This is a genomic window from Lentisalinibacter orientalis, assembly GCF_040706535.1.
GTDB classification, from domain to species: domain Bacteria; phylum Pseudomonadota; class Gammaproteobacteria; order Steroidobacterales; family Woeseiaceae; genus Lentisalinibacter; species Lentisalinibacter orientalis.
This window is the reverse complement of record NZ_JAPDRJ010000006.1, coordinates 1-20352: the sequence shown is the minus strand read 5'-3', so window position 1 is coordinate 20352 and position 20352 is coordinate 1. Positions and strand designations below refer to the sequence as shown.

Sequence of the window (20352 nt, the reverse complement as noted above, 5' to 3'; positions counted from 1 at the left end):
AGGCGAGAAGATATTTCGGAAGCTCAACGGAAAGCGTGCAGCAGCTCCGGGAATACTGTGATCAACGCGATCATTACGCCGGTTAAAAGGAAGAATGGGAAGGCTGCTCGGGCAATAGACATGAGTTTCTCACCTGTCAGTCCCTGAATGACAAACAAGTTGAAGCCAATGGGCGGAGTGATCTGCGCCATTTCAATCACCAGCACCAGAAAAACCCCGAACCAGACCGCATCGAAACCGGCACCCAAAACGGCGGGCAGCACGATGGGGAGAGTCAGCATGATTGTCGACATGCCATCGAGGAAACAACCGAGCGCCAAGTAGAATAAAGTCAACGTCAGCACCAGGACGAGCGGACTCGGGTCCCATAGCTGGATCAAGGTGCCTACGCCCGCCGGAATTTCCAAGATGGTTGCGGTTTTCGACAGAAGGAGCGCCCCAACCAGGATCAGGCCGATCATTGACGATGTCATGACGGCCGCCTGCAATGAGTCGAGGATGTCCCGGACAGACAACTCCTTGCCGATAGCGGCCAACAGCAGAGACCCGGCTACACCCAGTACGGAGGCTTCTATCGGACTCGCGATACCGAGGTACATGCTCCCTATAACCAATCCGATCAAGAACAGTAACGGAAGAGTTCTTTTGAGACCGCGAGCAATCTCCAAGAGAGAAGCGGGCTCGTCGTTGTCAGGAGACAGGTCAGGATTTAACAGGCAGCGAATGGCAATGTAACCAGAATATATCGCTGCGAGCATTAACCCCGGCAGGATTCCTGCCAAGAACAGATCGATGATTGACGTCTCCGATAGCACCCCATAAATGATCAATATGATCGATGGAGGTATGAGGAAACCCAGGGTTCCCGCTCCCGCGAGCGAGCCGATCGATAGCCTCCTCTCATAGCCTCTTGCAAAGAGTTCACCCAGCGTAATACGCCCTACCGTTACAGCTGTAGCGGCAGACGATCCAGAAACCGCTGCAAACATGGTGCAACCGAGTACATTTGTATGCAACAGTCCACCAGGGACGCGGCTTGCCAGCGGCGTAATACCTTCAAGAAGGTTGCCGGCCAACCTTGAGCGAAAGAGGATTTCACCCATCCAGATAAACAACGGCAGTACTATTAGTTCCGGCGTGGTCAGGGTTGCCCAAGCGTCAAACGCTAACAAGGCCAGCGCGGAGACGTCCGTGAAAATTAGTAGTGAAATGATGGCTGCCCCAATAAGCGCAAGTCCTACCCATACGCCGGTGGCCAGCCAGATGAAAATGAGCAGAAAGAAGATGAGTGCTTCAGTCCCCATGCAAAGCCCCTAGATTCGCGGTCCAGGGCTCATGCTAGCCCCGGGTCAAGGTTCATTATTTTCTACCGCCCCGCCAGGATCAGCCGTGGTGCCTTTCGGATCGACCAACTCCGCAAACAGGCCCAGACTGAGTAGCCAGAAGCCGGCTGCTGCGACCACCTGGGGAATCCATAATGGCGTTGCGCTCGGATGGTAGGAAAGCGTACCTCGCTCCAATGTGCCTAATGCAAAGTCGGTCATGGCGACGGACGCGATGCCCGACACTAAAAGGGCCAGAGACGTTGTCACATATCGCGCGGCGCGCGTGTAGTTATGCGGTACCCGGTCGGTTAATAGCGTAACCCGAATGTGTCCTTGCTGGCGCAGGACCCAGCCGCTACCCAAGAGCAGGCTGCTGAGCAAAAGATATTCAGAGTACTCACCGACGAGCGCTGACGAATGCGCGAACAACGCTCGCGAGAGAATCTCAATCAAGCAAATAACGAATAGAGTCGCCAAGGCGACGCATGCCATAACCGATCCACCCCAGCATGCAGTGTCGACTACGCGTATCAGCTTCCGCGCTGAACCGCTTCTATGAACCATTGCAGCACCTCTTTTTCCTCTGGCGCGAGGGCCAGGGCGAAATCCCTCCAAAGTGGTCTCGCCGCCGCCCTCATCCTCTTAATGAATTCGCGTGTGGGCATTGTGGTCTTCATACCCATCGCTTCGAGACGTTTTAGCTGTCTTAAATCCTCCTCACGGCTTATCTGCCAGAACTGCTCCTCCAGCGTATCGGCTATTTCCTGGATTACGTCTCGATCCTCTTTGGCAATCCGTTCCCATGCACCCCGGTTTATAGCCACGATGTTGGATGACCATAGATGATTGGTCCTCAGGGTATATCCAAGAAATTCCCAATATTTCTGTGAGGAGGCAGTCGAGGTAGAGGTAGCGACGGCATCGATCATGCCGGTAGCTAGCGCGGGCACTGTCTCGGGGTTCGTCAATTGGATAGGTGCCATCCCGAGAGCACGAGAGAAAGCAGTCATGATAGGTGCTTGGCTGCGTATGCGAAGGCCGTATAGGTCGCTGGGCTGCCGAATCTCTGTTTTCGAGAAAATATTTTGTTGAGGCCACGGAACTACGTACAACACTTTCAAGCCGAGCGTTGATAACTTGCGATCTACAATATTCCGTAGCCTGCTCCAAAGTAGTTCAAGTTCCTCCATTGAATCGATCAATAGAGGCAAGGACTCCAGCCCCAAGACGGGCGCGGTTCCAACCTGCTGGAACCCACTGATATCAGCAAGGTTCACTATATTTTCCTGCAAGGCGCGAATCGACTGCGGCCCCTTCACCCCAAGAGACGCACCGGAGAATACCCGTATGTCCACCCTCCCTGCCGTCTTCTCCCCGACCTTGCTAGCAAAGGTTCGTGCATTGCTGGTATGGAAGGATGCTTCACCCCAAGGTAAAGAAAAGCTGAGTGGACGGGCACGCTGTTTCCGGCACCCGCCCAGCACCACGCTTGCAAGCGTGCCTGCAATAAGAATTCGTCTGTTGAACCGCGGATCCTTCACAACGCGGCTTCCAGAATAGTCCCCGTTCCGACGCTTGTCATTTTCACATCCCGGTCACGGATTGAATTATGTACGGCGGTTGTGACTCCGTGGTGCGGCTTGGAAATATAGCCCGCCCCATAGAACTGTGCTCAACGGCCTCATACCCGGTCCGGTAACCGCTTGGCGCTCTGAGCGTCACGCGTCAACCACACGTTGGGTTCCCGCAAAACGATACGGGAATGGAATGCGGTCGTACGGAGAAATCATCTGTAGCGCGCCTATCGTCAAACGTGTGCGCATGCGGCCCCCTCATCGCGTGCCAGCCTAGATCTGCAGCGTATCATGCGAGCCCGGAGCACCCGGCGTGCGACATCACAGGATGCTGGCGGGTTTAGGCAATGTGCAGGCTTTTGCACAGGGCGCGCCGATTACAGCACGCGCACCGAATGCATGTTGAGATCGTACTGGATTCCCCCATTGCCGCACATTTCTATCCATGTGCTTCGGCTGTGAAATTTTGCCCCACGGCGCGCCACACGCTTCGAAGTCCGCGTATTGAATCCGCTTGACAAAAAACGACTCCCAATACCAGAACGAATCCACCGTGGCTCATGGGTTTCAGTCAGGTCGATCAGTATGGTGAAGCCATTTCGGGCCGCTCACCCTTGATAGTGGTTCTAGTAAGATGCCGCTTTTCGGTACTCGTATCCCACGGGGTTGCCGAATGGACAACTGCTCTATTGTCCCAAATCAGCACGTCCCCCTTGCGCCATTTGTGTCGATAGACAAATTCCTCGTCTGTCGAGTGTTTAAATAGATATTGCAGTAACTCTTCGCTAGCGTCCTCGCTTAGTCCGACAATGCTCGATGTGAATCCTTCATTTACGAAGAGTATTCGGCGGCCGGTTACCGGATGCCTGCAGACCACTGGGTGGACGCTATCAGGCGCCTTGGGCTTCTGTTCGTCCGACAAGGTCGGGCGCTTGATTGACGGTCTCGGATCGTGGCTGTGAACCGCCTCTTTTCCGTTTAACTCCTTCTTGATCTTGTCGGGTAGACGATCATAGGCGTTAATGAGGGAAGCATAGAGTGTATCGCCACCCACCCTGGGAACCTCATGTGCATACAGCACAGCACCTCCGGTCGGCTCGGGATAGTAGGTCAGATCTGCATGCCAGTAGTTGTCAACGACCACTCCTTTCTCGCCGTGCATGTTCGAAAGGCGGATCAGCTGCGGAAAATCCGGATCAAGATACTGATCGTAGATGTGTACATCATTTTCGCCAAAAAGCTCGCTGAACTGTACTTGCGTGCCTGGCGAAAGATGCTGGTCCCTGAATATCAGCAGAGAGTGATCGAATAAAGCCGCGACGATAGCTTTTTCTTGCTCGTCTGTGAGACCGGCTTCAATATCTAAATTATGAACCTCAGCCCCAATGTAAGGATTGAGGCGACGCAACTCGATGTTCCCCTCGCTTGATGTCATGACATCTCCTGATGGTTCATTGCTAATGATACTCAATCTAACAAGCGTTCAACGCTTTGAACCTATATCAACACGCGGGGGCCATCCAATGAGAAAAGTGCATACGTATTCTCTAAAAGAATACTGAACGAATTTAATCCTGAAATATGCGAAGCGTGGTAGACACGATTTGTCTCGGCTACCATGATGCCTCGCTCGCGTTACCGCCACGCGCGGCTATCTCCTTCGATAAATCGAGCAAAAGCACAAAGGATGTCTATGATTAAACGCCACTTCGCGACGGTGTTTGGTCGGTGGGGACCGAGACAGGTTCACTATCGCCGTGCAGGCAGCGGCCCCGCACTCCTGATGCTTCATCAGTCCCCCCAGTCATCGGCCAACCTACTCCCCTTGATCAAAGTATGGCAGGAATACTTCACGATCATTGCGCCCGATACACCTGGCTATGGCTGTAGCGATCCGCTGAATGTACCCGATCCCTCGATAGAGGACTTCGCCAAGTCCGTACTGGAACTCATGGATGTATTGGGTCTTCGCCGGGTTGGTGTGTACGGTTACCACACTGGTGGAAGCATGGCTGTGGCGCTATCTTGTCTCGCGCCGGACCGTATTACTGGATGCGCCGTGAATGGACTTGCGTCACTGACGGACGAGGAGCGCAAGGAGATTTTGACCTACTACTTGCCGCCACTGATGGTGCGATGGGACGGCAGTCATCTAACTTGGCTCTGGTCGCGAATGAGAGACCAGCATATATTTTTCCCGTGGTTTCGTCGCACCGCTGCCGCACGCCTAAAGGCGGACGCGCCAGCTTCGGCAGTTATACAGAACTCGCTCGTTGAAATGCTCCGAGCTGGGGACCACTACCAGGTCGCCTACCGGGCGGCATTCAATTTCGCTGGGGCCGCGGCACTGCGGAATGCGACGGTGCCCACTTTGGTTACGGCCTCTGAGCAGGACCCGCTACTTGCCCATCAGTCGCGCATAACATCACCGCCAGCATGCGTAGAACTCAAGGCGTCGACGGATTCGGGTGCCGCTACTGCGGCATGTCTTGAGTTACTGCTCCGGTCGCCGGGTGAGGTAGCCCCGCTTGCCCCTGACACCTCACCGATTAAGGGACGGCTCTGGCAAAGCATGGCGGACGTTGACGGCGGACAGGTGCGCATCAAGTGCAATTTCGACGCACCGGGACGACCGCTCCTAGTTCAGCATGGTGCCGGCGGATCGACGGACACAGTCAATGACGTTGCGCAGCCTCTGGTCGCGCAGCGTTCATTGGTGTTAGTGGACCTTCCAGGGCATTCGGAGTCCGATCATCTCCTGGGTGAATCGGATGTCACGGTGCCGAAGTATCGTGAGGTACTCGTGGAGGCAGTTACCAGTCTCGGGCTAGATCAGGTCGATTACCATGGCATCGGGAGCGGTGGGCTGATCGGCCTGGATTGGTCCGTGGCAGAGCCGGATAGAGTCCACCGGCTCGCTATGACTAACGTCATATTTACCGATGACGCAGTCATGGCTGACTTGAAAGCCAATTACACTCCGGCGTGGTCACCTGATTGGTATGGTGGTCATCTCTTACGATGTTGGCACCTTGCACGGGATCAATTGCTTTTTTGGCCATGGTACCGCCAGTACAAGGCAAATATTATTGAGGGTAGCACCTGCCTGGATGCCCACCGTGTTCATCGCCATGTAGTGGAGATGCTTAAGGCACCGATCATGTGGGGCCTAGCGCACCAAGCCTATTTCGACTATCCCACCGACGCGATGCTGGCCAAGGTGAAAGTACCCACCGTGTTGTGCGCTACCAACCAGAGTCACCATATTTCTCATGCGCGCCAGGCGTGTGCAACGCATCAACATTGCGGCTTCTTGGCGTTACCGGATGTGCCCGCTGAGCGCGGACCAGCGATTGAGCCCTTTTTCGCTTCAGAGCTCACATAGTCAGCCACAATAGAGTAGCCGGCAACTGTTTCAATTGCTGGCTGCCCTGTATTCTTCCTGCAGACGACAGCGCTGTATTGACGGGACCACTCCATGCTCATTATTGCTGATAGGGGTACCACCGCTCTTGCGAGCTCTGGTTGAGCCGCTATTTGAATCCGATCAAGCGCGTCACGTCGTTGCGCGAGTGACCGCCTATTTTCTCGGCTATTCTTGCAGAGAATAGCTATGCATATCTTTCATTGGATCAGGTCGCCATCCTCGCCTAACTTCCTTCGCTGATCAACAGCGATTCTCGTCGTGAACCTGAGTCGACAGCGCACGTCGATGAGACGTCCTTCTTAGTTTCAATTTCATAGTTCCAATGTAGTATGCAAGCCTTCTGCGGTCATAAAAAACGGTCTGATTGTTATGGCGCATTTTTTCGGTCGGCACAGACCCGACTAACGAGATTATCGGCAAGACACGCGCTCGGGCTATCCGGCAGGCTGTGTCACGCTCGCGCATGATGTCTACAATGATACTCACTGCCATCCGCTGGACGACAGGGCGGCAATTCGAGCGCCAGGCGATGGCATCCTAATATTCGCTATCTAAATCTATCCGTTAGCGAGGTCCTCCTATGATATATCGAAGTACTTTCCCGTTCTTCTTGGCGTTGCTTCCAATAGCCTTCTTCTCCATTGAGAATATCCATGCAGATGAAGTCATGCGTGGAACATCGACCGATGACTGGCAAGGCTGGGGAGTTCTGAGCGGTGGCAAAGGATACGCTGACACCCCCTTAGGCCAGGTGCATTATCGAGACATCGGACCGCGTGACTACGAATACCCGTTCGTCCTCCTGCACATGACGCCGATGTCAATGATTCAGTTCGGCGAAGTGCAGAATTCCCTGGCCGAACTCGGTGTCCGCTCAATTGCGATTGATACGCCAGGCTATGGCAGCTCGGACAGGCCGCCGCACCAGCCAACGATTCGCGAGTACTCTGACAATCTATTGTATGTTCTGGACCATCTGGATGTCCGGAAGGTCATAGTTGCAGGCCATCATACAGGCGCTCAAATCGCCACAGCATTTGCAGCGAGTAATCCAGATCGTGTAGCTGGGATCATTCTTCATGGGGCGGCAATACTTACCGCAGAGGAGAGTGCGGACTTCATGAAACGAATGAGCAATGCGCCCCCTCGCACTCCAGTTGTCGATGGTTCGCATCTTACGCGGGCGTTCGAAAGGCCAATGAGATCACAGGAACAAGCGATTCTGGATGGAAAAACCTGGTTGGCGATTACAACATTCATTCAGGGACCCGACATCGGGCATTGGGCAGCATTTCACTATGACATGGAACCCGACCTAAGGTCGATCGATGTGCCCGGCCTCATTTTGACCGATATCGAGGATATTATTCACTACACTGACGTACGAGCCTCAAAGGTGAGGCCGGATTTTGAGTTCGTCAAGTTTTCTGATGGCAATATCCTTGAATTGATGGCTCAGCATGAACGGTGGGCAAGTATTGCTGCTGGTTTTGCCGAGCGCATAAGGCGCAACCGATCCGAGCAGTGAACGGCGAGGGTGCGCGCTGGCCCGGCATTGGGGAAACCTACAATACGGGCGAAATTCCGAAACACGCATCGCTCCAATTGCGGGAGTACAGTCAAACGCGGCAACCGACCTTACGACCGATGAGAAGATAATACTGACATAGGGCCATTCACGCGGAGTTCAACGCCAAGAGGCGGCAGACATGACCGAGGACCGCAAGGTATTCGACGAACTGATGGAGGCGTCGATGCCATGCGACGCGAACCCGAGGGCAAGATAACGCTCTGCTCGGACGAGGTCGAAGATCTGCCCCACACAGGCAGTGGACGCCGTTTTCGTCTCATCTAGTGGACAGCCACCAACAACAGGCTGAGGCTGGAGGTCTCCGCGACCACACAGCGCAACTTGAGCGGACAGCGATTCGCACTTTGCGACGAGATCGCTATGCCGATCTCATTCGGGATGCCCTTCCCTGCGCGCGAGAAGAACAGCGTTGTCGTGATCGCATGGAGTGCCGTTGCTTTCACATGGAAGCGAGTAATCGACCACCGAGTGGGCTTTCCAGCAATTCGGGAATTTCCGTAAGATATCTACCTTGGTACGGGATTCGCCGGTACTTCTGTGGCGTGGGCCACGTGCTACGAGGCTATCGATGATGCCTTGGACGAGTCGTCGCCCGACGGAAAGGGGTCCGACCATGTGAGAGGCGATCCGGGTGTCCTCGAAGCGGCTATCGCTACAGAATTTGAACTCAAGCTGCTCCGATGGCCGTCGATGGTTGACCTGACGAAATGGACGAAGAGGTAAATCAAAGTGTCAAAACGAGAACGCGGTATTCACGAATTGTATGCAGAGGACCCGCAGCGCGCGGATCGAATGCTATGGAGCCGGCAAAGCACCACGTTGACACGACGCGACTTCGTTCGAGGCGGAGGGTTACTCACTTTGTCGTCGTTTTTGGGTGCGTCCATACCATTCGGGCATCTCATGCCGTCCGGATTGATTCCAGCGGCGTTCGCCCAATCGGACGAACCGTTTGTCATAAAAGGTAAGGAAGGATTGATCGTCCTCAATGATCGACCAATCAATGCAGAAACCCCACCCCACTTGCTAAACGACGAGATAACCCCCGCGAAATACCTGTTCGTTCGCAATAATGGCACCCCTCCATCGATCACAAGCATCGACCCGAAGGCCTGGCGCCTAGAGGTCGCCGGGGAATCGGCCCAACGCTCTGTGACATATTCAATTTCCGACCTGAAACGGAAATTCGATCACCATACCTATCGGTTGCAGCTCGAATGTGGCGGTAACGGGCGCAGCGAGTTCGTGCCATCAGCGGCCGGCAACCAGTGGTCGACCGGTGCCCTCGGCTGCCCGGAGTGGACGGGCGTTCGGTTGGCGGATGTCCTACGCGACGTCGGGTTACGCGACGACGCTGTCTACGTCGCTTACTACGGTGCAGATATTCACGCCAGTGGTGATACTACCAAGGCACCGATTTCGCGCGGAGTGCCAATTGCCAAAGCGTTGGAGGACGAGTCACTAATTGCATGGGCGATGAATGGCGAAGATATTCCACACCTCAACGGGCATCCGCTAAGGCTCGTCTGTGGCGGCTGGCCCGGCTCCGTCTCGGGCAAGTGGCTCACCAAGATCCTCATTCGCGACAGGGTACACGACGGGCCAAAGATGACGGGTAACTCCTACCGAGTGCCCTGCCGCCCGGTGTCGCCCGGGGCGACAGTTCCCACAGAGGACATGTGCATCATCGAATCGATGCCAGTCAAGTCCTTAATCACGATGCCGCGATCCGGCATCGTACATCCTATCGACGAACCATTGGACTTGGAGGGCCATGCTTGGGCGGGCGACGTGGCAGTAGCCTCTATGCACGTGTCCATTGACTTTGGCTCGACTTGGCAAGCAGCCAAGCTTGAGCCGCCCGCCAATCGCCTTGCATGGCAACGATTTCGCGCGCGCATCCGCTTTCCACAGCTCGGGTACTATGAGGTCTGGGCACGCGCATCGGATAGCCAAGGCCGCTCCCAACCCATGGTGTTGCCGGGCTGGAATCCCAAAGGGTATCTGAATAACGCTTGCCATCGAATCGCTGTTCAGGTGGCGTCGGCATGACTCATCGAGTTCTCTTCTTATCTGCAATCGGCCTTGTACTTTGCTGTGTCTCGCCAACTTCGCAGGCCGAGGAAGATTCCTCTACCGGCCTCAAAATCGCCCCCGGATGGGAGCTTGTACGTGCGCATTGCCTCGCATGCCATTCAGCAAGACTCATCACCCAACAGCGCGGCAGTGAGTCGCAGTGGCTGGCGACAATTCGCTGGATGCAGTCCGAGCAGAACCTGTGGACACTCGCGTCAGACGTCGAAGCGGATATTGTCGATTACCTGGCGACAAACTATCCGCCGAGCAATAAACGTCGACGCAGTCCAATTCCGCGTCAGTTGATGCCGCCGACCGAGGGGACTCGGTAGATAAGTGGGATTGAAGCGACGGAGCGGTACGCGGCACTATCTAGCAGAGGGAGGTCCCGCGATGAACCGAATGCGGGCGCAAGATCATCGGCGATCCGACGCTGGCTAATGTCATCCTCGACCGCCTCGTTCATAACGCTTATCTGATCTTGACCCGGTTAGGGATGCTCAACAATTTGGAGGCGTATCTTCGGGTGCTCGTCACGAAGCCGCTAAGCGCTGTCCGAGCATCCGTCCAAATGTCAATGCAGGTGTGACGCCCATACCACCACAATACGCGCGCCCGGATACATTACCGAAGCCTAGAACCTCTCCAGCAGCATACACGTTTCGGATCGCTTCTCCGCTTTTGCGAATTAACTGCAATTTCTGATTCACAGCCACGCCCGAGAACGACAGAAGTGTGCTTCCTTGATGGCAAATGGCATAGAAAGGAGGGTTTTTCAGAGCTACAGGCATGTGTTGCCTACCGAGCCAATCCTCGCCACTGCTTTGTCCCTCGTTATACCGTCGCACCGTCTCAATCAAGGTCGCTGCCGGAACCCCGATCCGCCGCGCCAACTCCTCCAGGCTCTCACCACGCTCGAACGCTGGTCGTTTTCCAAACAGTCGCGTCAGCTCTCTATTCGACCACATCATAAGGGACGGAGGAGCTGATCGGACTAACGGCGGTGATTCCTCGAGGACCTTCCTATCGAAGATCGTCCAATACCGCTGCATCGGCTGCTTTAGCAGGCCTATTTCCCTCTGATGTACGCTCGGCTCATCCTCGCGTAGGAAACGCTCGCCGTCTACATTGACATATATTTCCCATGGTGGGCGTCGATGCGGATGATGCGAAGATCGTCCGAATTCTGGACTTGGCCATTCAAAGCTGGCCGGAATGCTCCCGAAGTCACAGAGATAGTTATGTCCACCGCGGCAATACCCACCTGCTTGCAGGGCCAACTCAATGCCCGTTCCCACGTTTGCCGATACCGCTGGCTGGCGATAAAGTGGTACGTCGTGCAGGTCTCGGAACATTCTTGGATTGCCATTATGGCCACCACTCGCAATCAGTACGTTTCTCGCAAGAATATCGCGTTGAAGACCATCCCGCATACGCACAACAACGCCCGCAACTGTGTTCCTTGAAATTATTAACTCTACGGCTTCCGCTTCATACAATATCGATGGTTTCGCCTCATTGACCAACGCGCGCAAAATATTGAGCGTGCTCAAACCTCGATTCTCGGGCGCGTACACCCGGGGCTTCCCATATTGCTCGTGACCCGTTCCGACGGTAGGGCTTGAGTCATTGAGCTTTAAGCCATTTGTCATTAGCCAATCAACGGTGTCGGCCGCATGAGCAACAGCGAGACTAGCTAACTCTCTGTCCGCGGTGCCTTCACTGATACGAAGAATGTCCGACAAATGATCTTCCGGTCGATCCTCAATTCCCAATTCCGACTGGGCAAACGTACCGGCCGCGCTCATTTGACCACCCGAGATCCAAAGGGTGCCGCCCATTTGGGACGCCTTCTCAACGACCAGAACGTTCAAGTTCCGACGAGCCGCAGCTATAGCTGCCGGGAGCCCCGCCGTACCCGCACCAACGATCACCAGATCCCACTCACTGCCGAGTGCCTCTAAGGGCGACAAGGCCACGGCAGTGATCGCGCCCGCGCCCACACGCAGGAAGCTCCTTCGATCAAGCGCCAGTCCTGAGGCTGATTCGCTCAAGGTGGCTGAGTCACGGCCATGACCGATTGTTTTCTTACACATTGGAAGCGGCAACCTATCTGGACAGTCGCTTGAGTAGCTCTTCGACGCGCCCTGCAGACGCCGAAATAGTGATGTGATCAGCCGCTAGAGCTGCGAATCGTCTTATCTGATCGTCGTCAATGTCGAATGCACACTCAGAAAACCGCCCTTCTACGGCCGCATCGGCGAGAAAATATCCAGACCAAGGATGATCGAGAGCTGCGGCGTCAAGCCAATACTCTCCTGCCGAGCAATAGTCTTTCTCCCCCAAGTCCCCCGTCACCCTTATATAGCCCAATACGAAGATTGCTTGAGCATATCCATACTCCGCAGCTTTTTTCAGATGCGGTAATGCTTCTTTGTAATGTCCCTGATAGTACAGAACCCTACCTAAGTGGTATTGACTACGTGCATGCTCAGGGTACTCCGCGACCGACGTGCGGCATGCCTCCTCCGCCGCCGTTAGGTCCATATCCGAACGTCCGACCCCTGCGGTCACTCGCTCCGGATCCGCCGGGTGTCCTGCCAATCGATCACACGCGCCTACTGCCGCCTGAACATTACCTTCTATACTCGTGATCATAACGAGCATTACAATTGCAAAGATCACTAGCCTTTTCAGCACTGGGAACCCCACTTGTCGCAACTACGCGGCCGCACGGCACAAGCCTACCTAGCGCAAATCGGTCCTGGATAACTCCACCAGCTCATAGAGCCGGTCTTTCGATTGATTTCGCATCTTTACCATCAAGGGATCTTCGACACCAACCCAGATTTCCAGCCGTTCATCCATGAGGTACTTTTTGGTAAGAAAGCGCCCTGCGGGAACATCAATCTCTTCTTCACCAAGTAGCTCCAACTTTACGTCATGGACACGACCGAGAATTGACCCAAGAGATTTTCCAAGCGTATCTGTGTTGTAGACCGTTGCCGTTTGAACTCTCGGCCCTTGCTCATCGAAATACCACATATGAAGGCCATCGGCTCCTAAGGGGTGCGTAACCCAGGAAAACCGCTTCGGGACTTCAACAGTCTGCTGTAAGGTTCCAGTATTGGCCGTTACAACCGCATTCAATATCTGGCCTTCCACCCAGAAATATCCCGAGCCCCTAAATTCACCCTCTGTCCACAACATTTGATACGCATCCAATGGTCTGAATTGGGCATCCACACGAACGGTGGTCACCCTAGACACTTTCGTGGCGTCGAGCCTGACGGTCATTGTCACTGTCCGCGAGCCGTCAGGATGGACTAGCATTCGCCAATGCTCCTCACCACGAAACGATGAATCCGATATTGTCGAATACTTGATCACACCGGCAAGGTCTTGAACCACGCTTGGATTTACACCAGGACTCATGGGTCCGAAGGCATAAGCAGCTGTAGCCAGCACACTGCCAAAAAGAACGAAAAGATATCGCAAGTTCATCTCGTACCAATACATCAGCCCCATTTCCTTCATGCTGCCGCGGCGGTCGCCCGCTGCATCCGCGCACGACCTTCGTTCCAATACCCGCACACTTCGCTGTACGTTCCGATCAGGGCACTTGCCCAAATTCCACAAGCTCATACACCCGGTTTTTCTCTTTTACCAGCAGCCGCACCGCCAGCAGTGTTTCCTTGTCGGCCCACACTTCGTACGTTTCGCCAATGATCACGTGCCAAGTGTCGAATACCGCCCCGGCCACTTTCAGGCGCTCGCTACCGATTAATTGCGCCGAAAACTCCCGTACCTCACCAAGTATCGATCCGACATCAAGTCCCCATTTGGAAAGTACGAAGATCGTCAAAGGCTGCGTACCTCCTTTCTCGAAATCATAGTTCCAGAGGTGCCATCCGAATGCGGCTTGCGGACGTGTTGCAAACGAGAACGGTGTTGGGACGTTTGCTCGTTGCTGTAGGGTTCCATTTGGCGCGTTTACCACGGCATGTACTTCGCCGTTCGTGGCCCAGTAGTATCCAGTCCCACGATGTTGAGCATCTTTCCAGTGTGAGATGAACAAGTCTATAGGCTTTAGAGTCTCGTTGACGCGCATCACGACATCCCGCAAGACTCCCGTCTCGTTCAGCACATTAGTTATTCGGATAGTCCTTTCACCATTCGGATGAACCGTCAGACGAAACACCTCGTGCCCGCGTACTTCATCGGTGTCGAGAAATCGATATTCGATTCGCCCATGAAATTCTTGAACGATGTTTGAATTCTCTTGGGCGTGTGCGACGTGCCCAAGGATAAACGACAGCGCCAGCATGAGGGCACAGAGCCGAGCTTTCATCTCTTAGGTTCTCCTTCCTTGCTGCAACATCTGCTCTGTTCCTGAGATCGCGATGTGAAGATTCGACCAAGCGAGGTTGCGAGGCGCTTCCGCTACAATAGCTGCACTAATCTACGTAACTGACGCGAAGCGTCTCGGTACGCCGTACTTGGCTATCGCCGATATCGACTGTACCCTGACGATCCTCGCCCCTCGAGACCTCCGCCCTTCAATCATCCGGGCACGCATCGAGGGTTTACCCGGTCCCGACCTTGCCCTGGTCCCGAACATCCACTCGGATGAGCAATTGCTTGCACCGCCCTTGTGCCCAATCTATCGAAAGCGCTCTCGTGCCCATCCTGAAGCACTTGGCTCAAATCTCAAAAACAGCCTCTCAGAATCGGCGGCTCAGCCGGACGCCGACCTGCCGTGGCGCAGCTGGCGTTACGTTCACTACGAAGTCGGTAATGTCAAAATTCCCTTTGGTAAAGTCGGCAGAACGCGCAGCGGTCTGTATCGTCCGATCGTCAAATGCGTTCCTAATAAATCCCTCTAGTCGCCAGACGTCGGATTCGATACCGGCTCGTAGGTTGACGGTCCAACTCTCGGGCTTCTCAGCAAGGTTCAAAACCTCTGACCAAGCGCTGCCTAAATAGATCGCATCAACACGCGAGTACCACATCCAATCATTGGAAAGCTGATCGACATACATTGCCCCGATCGAGCCCGAATGCTCTGGGAACCTCGCTGACTCATTACCTGACACATCGGCTGTCCCTAGGACGCGCTCACACAAGAGACAGCTAAATCTCTGAATCTCTGAAGCTGCCCAATTATATGTGCCTCTCAGCGACCAGTTATCGCCCAAGTCCAGTGTTCCTTCTAGCTCGATACCCCAAAGATCTGTCTTTGCGTCCGAGACAACTACCGGGACCGTGCGGAAACCTGCGGGGCTCGTATCATCGTCCACGACTGCAATACTTCGCGACTGCTGATTAGTCCAGTCCATAAAATAGGCCGCTGCATTGAGAAAAGCTCGCCCACCTAGGAATGACTGCTTGAGCCCTATCTCGAAATTGTCGAGTTCTGCCTCATCGACAAACTCTGTGGCACCTGTTTGCTCGATAATTTGCTGTTGCTGCTCCTCTGTAAACTGGGCAATATTCCCGTTGAAATTGCCGGGCATGTTTCCTCGTGCGAACGTGGCATACAAATTTGTCGCGTCAGTTGGCTGCCATTGCACGATTATTCGCGGAAGAAAATTATTGAAGGTTTCCTCGAGCGCAACCTGTGGCGCCGTCTCTTCAATCTCGTCCTCCTGGAAACGACCCTCTAGATTGATCGTAACGGTGTCTGTCAGTGCGTAGCTAAACGAGCCAAAAAGTCCTCGCGTTGAGACATCCGATTGGCTGACCGTTTGATCGAAGAAAAAACCGTTCGGTGCGAAATCATTCGGAAATAGCCAACCGATAGTTGTTCCAGTGGGCGCGAGATACTCCATATTGAAGATATTGATGCCAACCATCCAGTTCGCCCGTTCACCATCCCGCGTCAGCCTAAGTTCGAAGGAGGAATCTTCTATATCCTGGAAATTTCCCTCCACCCAAACATCCTGGCCGGTATGATCTGTGTCGCTTATTCTTACTTGCTCTATGGAGCTTGTCCCAGCTGCAAAGGAGACGGTGTACGCTGACGCGGGAATCGAGTAATTACCAGCTACTGTTGCTCTCTTTGTTTCCCGCTCCATACCACGCTTTTCTAGGGTTAGCGGAAAGGATGCGATCGCATCACTTGCCACCGAGTTGTTTACAAATATGTCACGCGCGGTGCCTTCTAAGGTCGTATTCAGCCCAAGCGTATCGCTATCGATATCGGGCACGTCACCGCATATGAATCGCTTACCCCCGTCGAAGAACGGACCACAATTGTAGAAATCGGAACCAATTGCGACAGTCGTTGGTAGACTATCTTCATCCTTTCCGTAAAAGAGCCGCACAGTTACGTCCAGCGCGTCGCTAGGTACTGCCGCCACGACGAGGTTCGCTGATCGCGTCTCTTCGGCTCCCAGCTCTCCGCCATCTACACTGCTAGTATATCGCCCGTCTGTCGTGTAGTAGCGTCCAGTTAACCTGGCGCCAAGCTTCCCACTTACTAGTGGAGCTTCGATAGATCCCGCCACATCGTAATGGCCGTCTTCCGCCGCGCTTAGGTTAATTTCGCCTCCTAATTCGTCCATTGAAGGCGCGGAGGAAATAAAATTCACTGCCCCGCCAAACGTGGAACGCCCAAAGTAGGCACTCTGAGGGCCTTTGATGATCTCGACTCGTTCGACGTCCTCCATACTAATTGCTGAGACGCCGCCCGATACGAATACGCCGTCTTTAAAGACGGACGCCAGCTGCCTAACAGGTGAGATGTCATTAATACTCATGCCCCTCATACGCACGACGGAGGTAAATCGACCTCCTCGCTGATCCCCTTGCTCCGAGAAAAATAGACCAGGGGTTTGAGAGGACAGATCTTCTAGGTCTTTGATTCCCTGCTGAACGATATCCTCTCTTGTGAACGCGCTTATAGCGACGGGCACATCTCGCAGTGACTCTCCGCGTTTCCGCGCAGTCACAACAACTTCCTCAATTGCCTGCGACTCCGCCGCGAGGCTGCTAGCCGGCAACCATGAAACCCCGCTCGCAATAACGGCGGCGATTACTAGAAGCCCATCGATTCGCGATCGGAAAAGGTTCCTAGAGGCGAAATCGAAACGAGCTACCGAGCTTGTCGACTCTTCCGCGACCGCATTCGCGCGAAGCGATAGCCGAATTCGCAAGCCGCGCCAACAGAACCGCGACGACCGATCCACACGATGATCAGACCTATTGCCCTGCATAATTAGTCCCCCGAAATCTCTGCCTGTTTCCGTCAACGACCTTATACCAAGCTGGCGGCCATCTTCTGCCGTCAATGTTGCTCCACAGAAAACTGCTTCTTGGCTCAGCCTTAGACCCTTCCTACTCACGCGCGTGCATCTACTTTATCGGTCACACGACTTAACCCTCAGAAGGCGAAGCGCCTTTTGTATGGTTTGTATATCTTTATACCCACGCCGTACCGCCAACGTCAACCCATGATGGCCATGATCTTGCGCGAGCCGTCACCCCGCGACCGAATAGACTGATTCTAATCCGCGCGGCCAATACTATTTGTAGAGAGAACGCCGCAGTCGCGGCAACCGAACTGCTTACACGGCGAAACGCCAACGCGCGAGCTGCCCCGACTGCAGGCGATCTCTCACTGCATATGACGACATTCCCGAATTATCCGGTCAACCAATCCGCTGAAGGAGCAGCCGCCGGGAGAGCATTTCGGCGAGGCACTACGAACTCCTCGACTCAACGTCACCCACGAGATCCCTCGATAATTCGCAAGCCACTCAATTCTCCTGTCCCGGCATCTTCGAAGTTAGGCGACCCGCCTGACCACGCGCTTCCGCTTGGCTCTTTGATTACCGACACGAAGAATCCCCCGCCAAAACTTCACTCGCCTCGAAGCATTACCCTCGGGAACAGAGAAAGTATGGGCTAAGTCATCTAAATCTCGTTATCCTCTGCAGCGCAGAACCGCTTCGTTCGCATCCAGATCGTTACCCGTCTTATCGGACTGCGAGACATCTCTACCAGCGACTGCCTATTCCGTCCGGCCAGGCAGACTACGAATCCATGCACTCGATTGTATTCCCGGCAGTCTCACTCTCTCCCCTTCTCATGATGTGGGCGAAATAGTGAGCATGTCCCGATATTATTCGAAATGAAAAAGGCACTCACCTTTATTGGTGTCGTTCAAGCGGACAGATTAGACAGCCGTGGCTCATAAAACTGCCCGTCCCCGACGAAGTAAGGCCTTTGTAAGCCTTTTACATCATTCTTGCGCTACGGCCGACACCCCTCTCTATTTCATAATTGTCATATAGATATACCAACATGCTCCACTGTGTGATATACGTTCTTATTGATCGTTCCGGCGTAGATCGTTTCACGTAAATTGAGGATGTGCCAGTGAGTTACTCGTTGCAAGCTCTGCTCGGCGAGCTGTCGGCGATTCAGCAAGGCTCGCTCGCTCGAGCGCCCCTCTATTATCAACTTTATTCAGCGCTCAAGTCGCTAATCCTGAAGGGAGTTCTCCCGTTCGAATCCAGACTGCCCACCGAGCAGGAGATTGCGGGCGCGTGTGGCGTATCGAGAATCACGACAAAGCGCGCTATGGATGACTTGGCGAATGATGGGCTCATTGCACGATATCGAGGGAAGGGCTCGATCGTCACCTATCGGTACAAACCGCGACCGGTTCGCGCGCCCCTCGTTGATGTGCTTGAGAATCTAATCGAATTGGGTAAGCACAGCATCGTCAACGTAATCTCGGTCCAAAAAATTCTTCCGCCTGCCAATATCCGCGAAGAGCTTTCGATGCCGGTGAATGAAAAGATCCACAAGTTGATTCGCGTCAGGAGCAATGAGAGCGGTGAGCCGTTCGCCTACTACGTTAGTTTCACACGGGGCATACGACGAGGTTTCACGAAGCGAAATTTAGAGCGCACGCCCCGGCTTGAGGTGCTTCAGGGGAACGAAGTAGAGGTCGCAAAGGTTGAGCAAGTGCTGAGTGCAACAGATGCAACCATGGAAATTGCTGAGCACCTGAACGTAAAGCCCGGGACTGCTTTGCTCGCGATCCGGCGTAAGTCTATCGACAAGCGGGGTGATACTGTCGATATCCTGGATGGTTGGTACAACCCCGCTCTTTATGTGTACTCAATGGAGCTTAGTTTAGATTGATGATCGACAAACCCTGAAACGAGACGGATCTATTAGCGATGAGGAAGCGAGATGTGTAACAGAGTCAGACGAGAGCAACCGCCACAGGCAGCTGAATGGCTAAAGCTTGAAGTGGCGGAGCAGAAGGAACGCTACCGAAAAATCGTCGCCGAGATGGAAGCTCTCGATCCCACGCGGGATCAGTGGTACGAGGAATTCTTCCAGCGCATACAGGAGTACGGCTTCAACGTGGACGGCGATCAGCGCATGAAGATCCCCGAGCACGATCTTCCGGTCAAGCCGGACCGCAAGCATAAAGTCGTCTACTGAGCCGGGAGAGCGCCATGACCAGACCGCATATCGAACCGTTCTGCGACCGCGACGTCCATTTCAAGAATATGCCGCTCCCGGGCTTCGGCAGCGGCTACCGTTACAAGATGCTGAGCCTGGACCCGGAGATCGGTTCCTGCACGATGACCGTGCAGCTCGACTCCGGTTATCGCCAGCCCCCCGGCTTCAGCTACTCCGAACTGGAGTTCATCGTCATCGAGGGCAGCATCAGACTCGGCGACAAGGTCTGTAACCGGGGGCACTACTTCTTCGTGCCGGCGGGCTATGCGCTGCCCGAGCTCAGCTCGGAGCAGGGCGCGCTCCTGCTGATGATGTACAACACCGCGGAGCCGAGCCTGGTGGAGAGCGACCAGCACCACGAGCTCTCGCGCACGGAGCTCTATCACGACGTCGACACCTATGCCGACATCGTCTGGGCGCCGGGCAACGTGGTGAGCCCGTCCGTGGCGGCCGGCTGCATGATCAAGCTGCTGAACTTCAATCCGCAGACCTTCGCCATGACGTTCCTTTACTGCATGGTGCCCCAATTCCACCAGGACAACATCTCCTACCACGACTGCTGCGAGGAGGGTTATCACCTGTGGGGGACGTCGTGGATGATGCAGTTCGGCAATCTGCCCACCGGCGGCTACTTCTGGCGTCCGCCCTACATCAACCATGGTGCCTTCGCGAGCGAGTACGGCTGCATCGCCATCGGCCGCACCGACTCGAAACTGTTCAACCACTTCCACTACAACCCGTGGAGCACGCCGGAGGAGAACGAGGAGCGCTCCGCCGCCCGCCTCGCCAAGCGTGACCCGGTGCTCTACAAGTGGTGCGTGAACCACGCCCACAACCATCCCCACGGGCCGGAGGACTTCGAGGACACGATGC

At 54.6% G+C, this 20352-nt stretch carries 15 protein-coding genes; 6 read left to right on the top strand and 9 right to left on the bottom strand.

The features are described 5' to 3' along the window. Positions 1-23 precede the first annotated feature (23 nt). The 4 genes from ACJMK0_RS17645 to ACJMK0_RS17630 all read right to left on the bottom strand — a co-directional run bounded on the left by ACJMK0_RS17645 (position 24) and on the right by ACJMK0_RS17630 (position 4334). Entirely contained in the window at positions 24-1304 is a 1281-nt protein-coding gene (locus tag ACJMK0_RS17645) for a TRAP transporter large permease (protein ID WP_405240340.1), read from the bottom strand. Between the two features lie 45 nt (positions 1305-1349). Then, on the bottom strand, positions 1350-1817 hold the full coding sequence (locus tag ACJMK0_RS17640) for a TRAP transporter small permease (protein WP_405240338.1): 468 nt from the start codon (positions 1815-1817) through the stop codon (positions 1350-1352). Between the two features lie 38 nt (positions 1818-1855). Continuing rightward, the gene (locus ACJMK0_RS17635) at positions 1856-2866 is read right to left on the bottom strand and encodes a TRAP transporter substrate-binding protein (protein ID WP_405240336.1); all 1011 of its coding nucleotides are present in this window, start codon (positions 2864-2866) and stop codon (positions 1856-1858) included. Positions 2867-3479: 613 nt separating this feature from the next. Beyond that, positions 3480-4334, bottom strand: a complete 855-nt coding sequence (locus ACJMK0_RS17630) for a TauD/TfdA dioxygenase family protein (RefSeq protein WP_405240334.1) — start codon at positions 4332-4334, stop codon at positions 3480-3482. 252 nt (positions 4335-4586) lie between these two features. Here ACJMK0_RS17630 and ACJMK0_RS17625 point away from each other — a divergent pair, with 252 nt between their 5' ends. The 3 genes from ACJMK0_RS17625 (at position 4587) to ACJMK0_RS17615 (ending at position 9969) form a co-directional block, all read left to right on the top strand. After that, positions 4587-6284 (top strand): alpha/beta fold hydrolase, encoded by a 1698-nt coding sequence (locus tag ACJMK0_RS17625; RefSeq protein WP_405240332.1) that lies wholly within the window; start codon positions 4587-4589, stop codon positions 6282-6284. A 622-nt stretch (positions 6285-6906) separates the two neighbouring features. Further along, on the top strand, positions 6907-7854 hold the full coding sequence (locus ACJMK0_RS17620; RefSeq protein WP_405240331.1) for an alpha/beta fold hydrolase: 948 nt from the start codon (positions 6907-6909) through the stop codon (positions 7852-7854). Positions 7855-8640: 786 nt separating this feature from the next. Next, entirely contained in the window at positions 8641-9969 is a 1329-nt protein-coding gene (locus ACJMK0_RS17615) for a sulfite oxidase (RefSeq protein ID WP_405240724.1), read from the top strand. A 557-nt stretch (positions 9970-10526) separates the two neighbouring features. On the opposite strand, the gene ACJMK0_RS17610 is transcribed toward ACJMK0_RS17615, so the two are convergent. The 5 genes from ACJMK0_RS17610 to ACJMK0_RS17590 all read right to left on the bottom strand — a co-directional run bounded on the left by ACJMK0_RS17610 (position 10527) and on the right by ACJMK0_RS17590 (position 17210). Beyond that, positions 10527-12047 (bottom strand): FAD-dependent oxidoreductase, encoded by a 1521-nt coding sequence (locus ACJMK0_RS17610; protein ID WP_405240329.1) that lies wholly within the window; start codon positions 12045-12047, stop codon positions 10527-10529. A gap of 55 nt (positions 12048-12102) precedes the next feature. Beyond that, positions 12103-12693, bottom strand: coding sequence for a tetratricopeptide repeat protein (locus tag ACJMK0_RS17605; protein ID WP_405240327.1), 591 nt, complete (start codon positions 12691-12693; stop codon positions 12103-12105). Positions 12694-12741: 48 nt separating this feature from the next. Continuing rightward, the gene (locus tag ACJMK0_RS17600; RefSeq protein ID WP_405240325.1) at positions 12742-13530 is read right to left on the bottom strand and encodes a hypothetical protein; all 789 of its coding nucleotides are present in this window, start codon (positions 13528-13530) and stop codon (positions 12742-12744) included. A gap of 76 nt (positions 13531-13606) precedes the next feature. Then, positions 13607-14344 carry a hypothetical protein gene (locus ACJMK0_RS17595; RefSeq protein ID WP_405240323.1) on the bottom strand — a complete coding sequence of 246 codons (738 nt, stop codon included), beginning with the start codon at positions 14342-14344 and terminating at the stop codon, positions 13607-13609. 373 nt (positions 14345-14717) lie between these two features. Next, the gene (locus ACJMK0_RS17590; RefSeq protein WP_405240722.1) at positions 14718-17210 is read right to left on the bottom strand and encodes a TonB-dependent receptor; all 2493 of its coding nucleotides are present in this window, start codon (positions 17208-17210) and stop codon (positions 14718-14720) included. 1165 nt (positions 17211-18375) lie between these two features. Between ACJMK0_RS17590 and ACJMK0_RS17585 the strand changes: the two genes are divergently transcribed. From ACJMK0_RS17585 to ACJMK0_RS17575, 3 genes are all read left to right on the top strand, one after another. Further along, positions 18376-19149, top strand: a complete 774-nt coding sequence (locus ACJMK0_RS17585) for a GntR family transcriptional regulator (protein WP_405240321.1) — start codon at positions 18376-18378, stop codon at positions 19147-19149. 111 nt (positions 19150-19260) lie between these two features. Further along, the gene (locus ACJMK0_RS17580) at positions 19261-19458 is read left to right on the top strand and encodes a hypothetical protein (protein WP_405240319.1); all 198 of its coding nucleotides are present in this window, start codon (positions 19261-19263) and stop codon (positions 19456-19458) included. Positions 19459-19472: 14 nt separating this feature from the next. Then, positions 19473-20352 (top strand): DUF4437 domain-containing protein (locus ACJMK0_RS17575; protein WP_405240317.1); only part of this gene is annotated, 880 nt, incomplete at its 3' end.

Coding starts and splice junctions, on each gene's coding strand:
- ACJMK0_RS17645 (WP_405240340.1), bottom strand. CDS start 1,304: ATGGGGACTGAAGCACTCATCTTCTTTCTGCTCATTTTCATCTGGCTG.
- ACJMK0_RS17640 (WP_405240338.1), bottom strand. CDS start 1,817: ATGGCATGCGTCGCCTTGGCGACTCTATTCGTTATTTGCTTGATTGAG.
- ACJMK0_RS17630 (WP_405240334.1), bottom strand. CDS start 4,334: ATGACATCAAGCGAGGGGAACATCGAGTTGCGTCGCCTCAATCCTTAC.
- ACJMK0_RS17625 (WP_405240332.1), top strand. CDS start 4,587: ATGTCTATGATTAAACGCCACTTCGCGACGGTGTTTGGTCGGTGGGGA.
- ACJMK0_RS17620 (WP_405240331.1), top strand. CDS start 6,907: ATGATATATCGAAGTACTTTCCCGTTCTTCTTGGCGTTGCTTCCAATA.
- ACJMK0_RS17600 (WP_405240325.1), bottom strand. CDS start 13,530: ATGAAGGAAATGGGGCTGATGTATTGGTACGAGATGAACTTGCGATAT.
- ACJMK0_RS17595 (WP_405240323.1), bottom strand. CDS start 14,344: ATGAAAGCTCGGCTCTGTGCCCTCATGCTGGCGCTGTCGTTTATCCTT.
- ACJMK0_RS17590 (WP_405240722.1), bottom strand. CDS start 17,210: ATGCAGGGCAATAGGTCTGATCATCGTGTGGATCGGTCGTCGCGGTTC.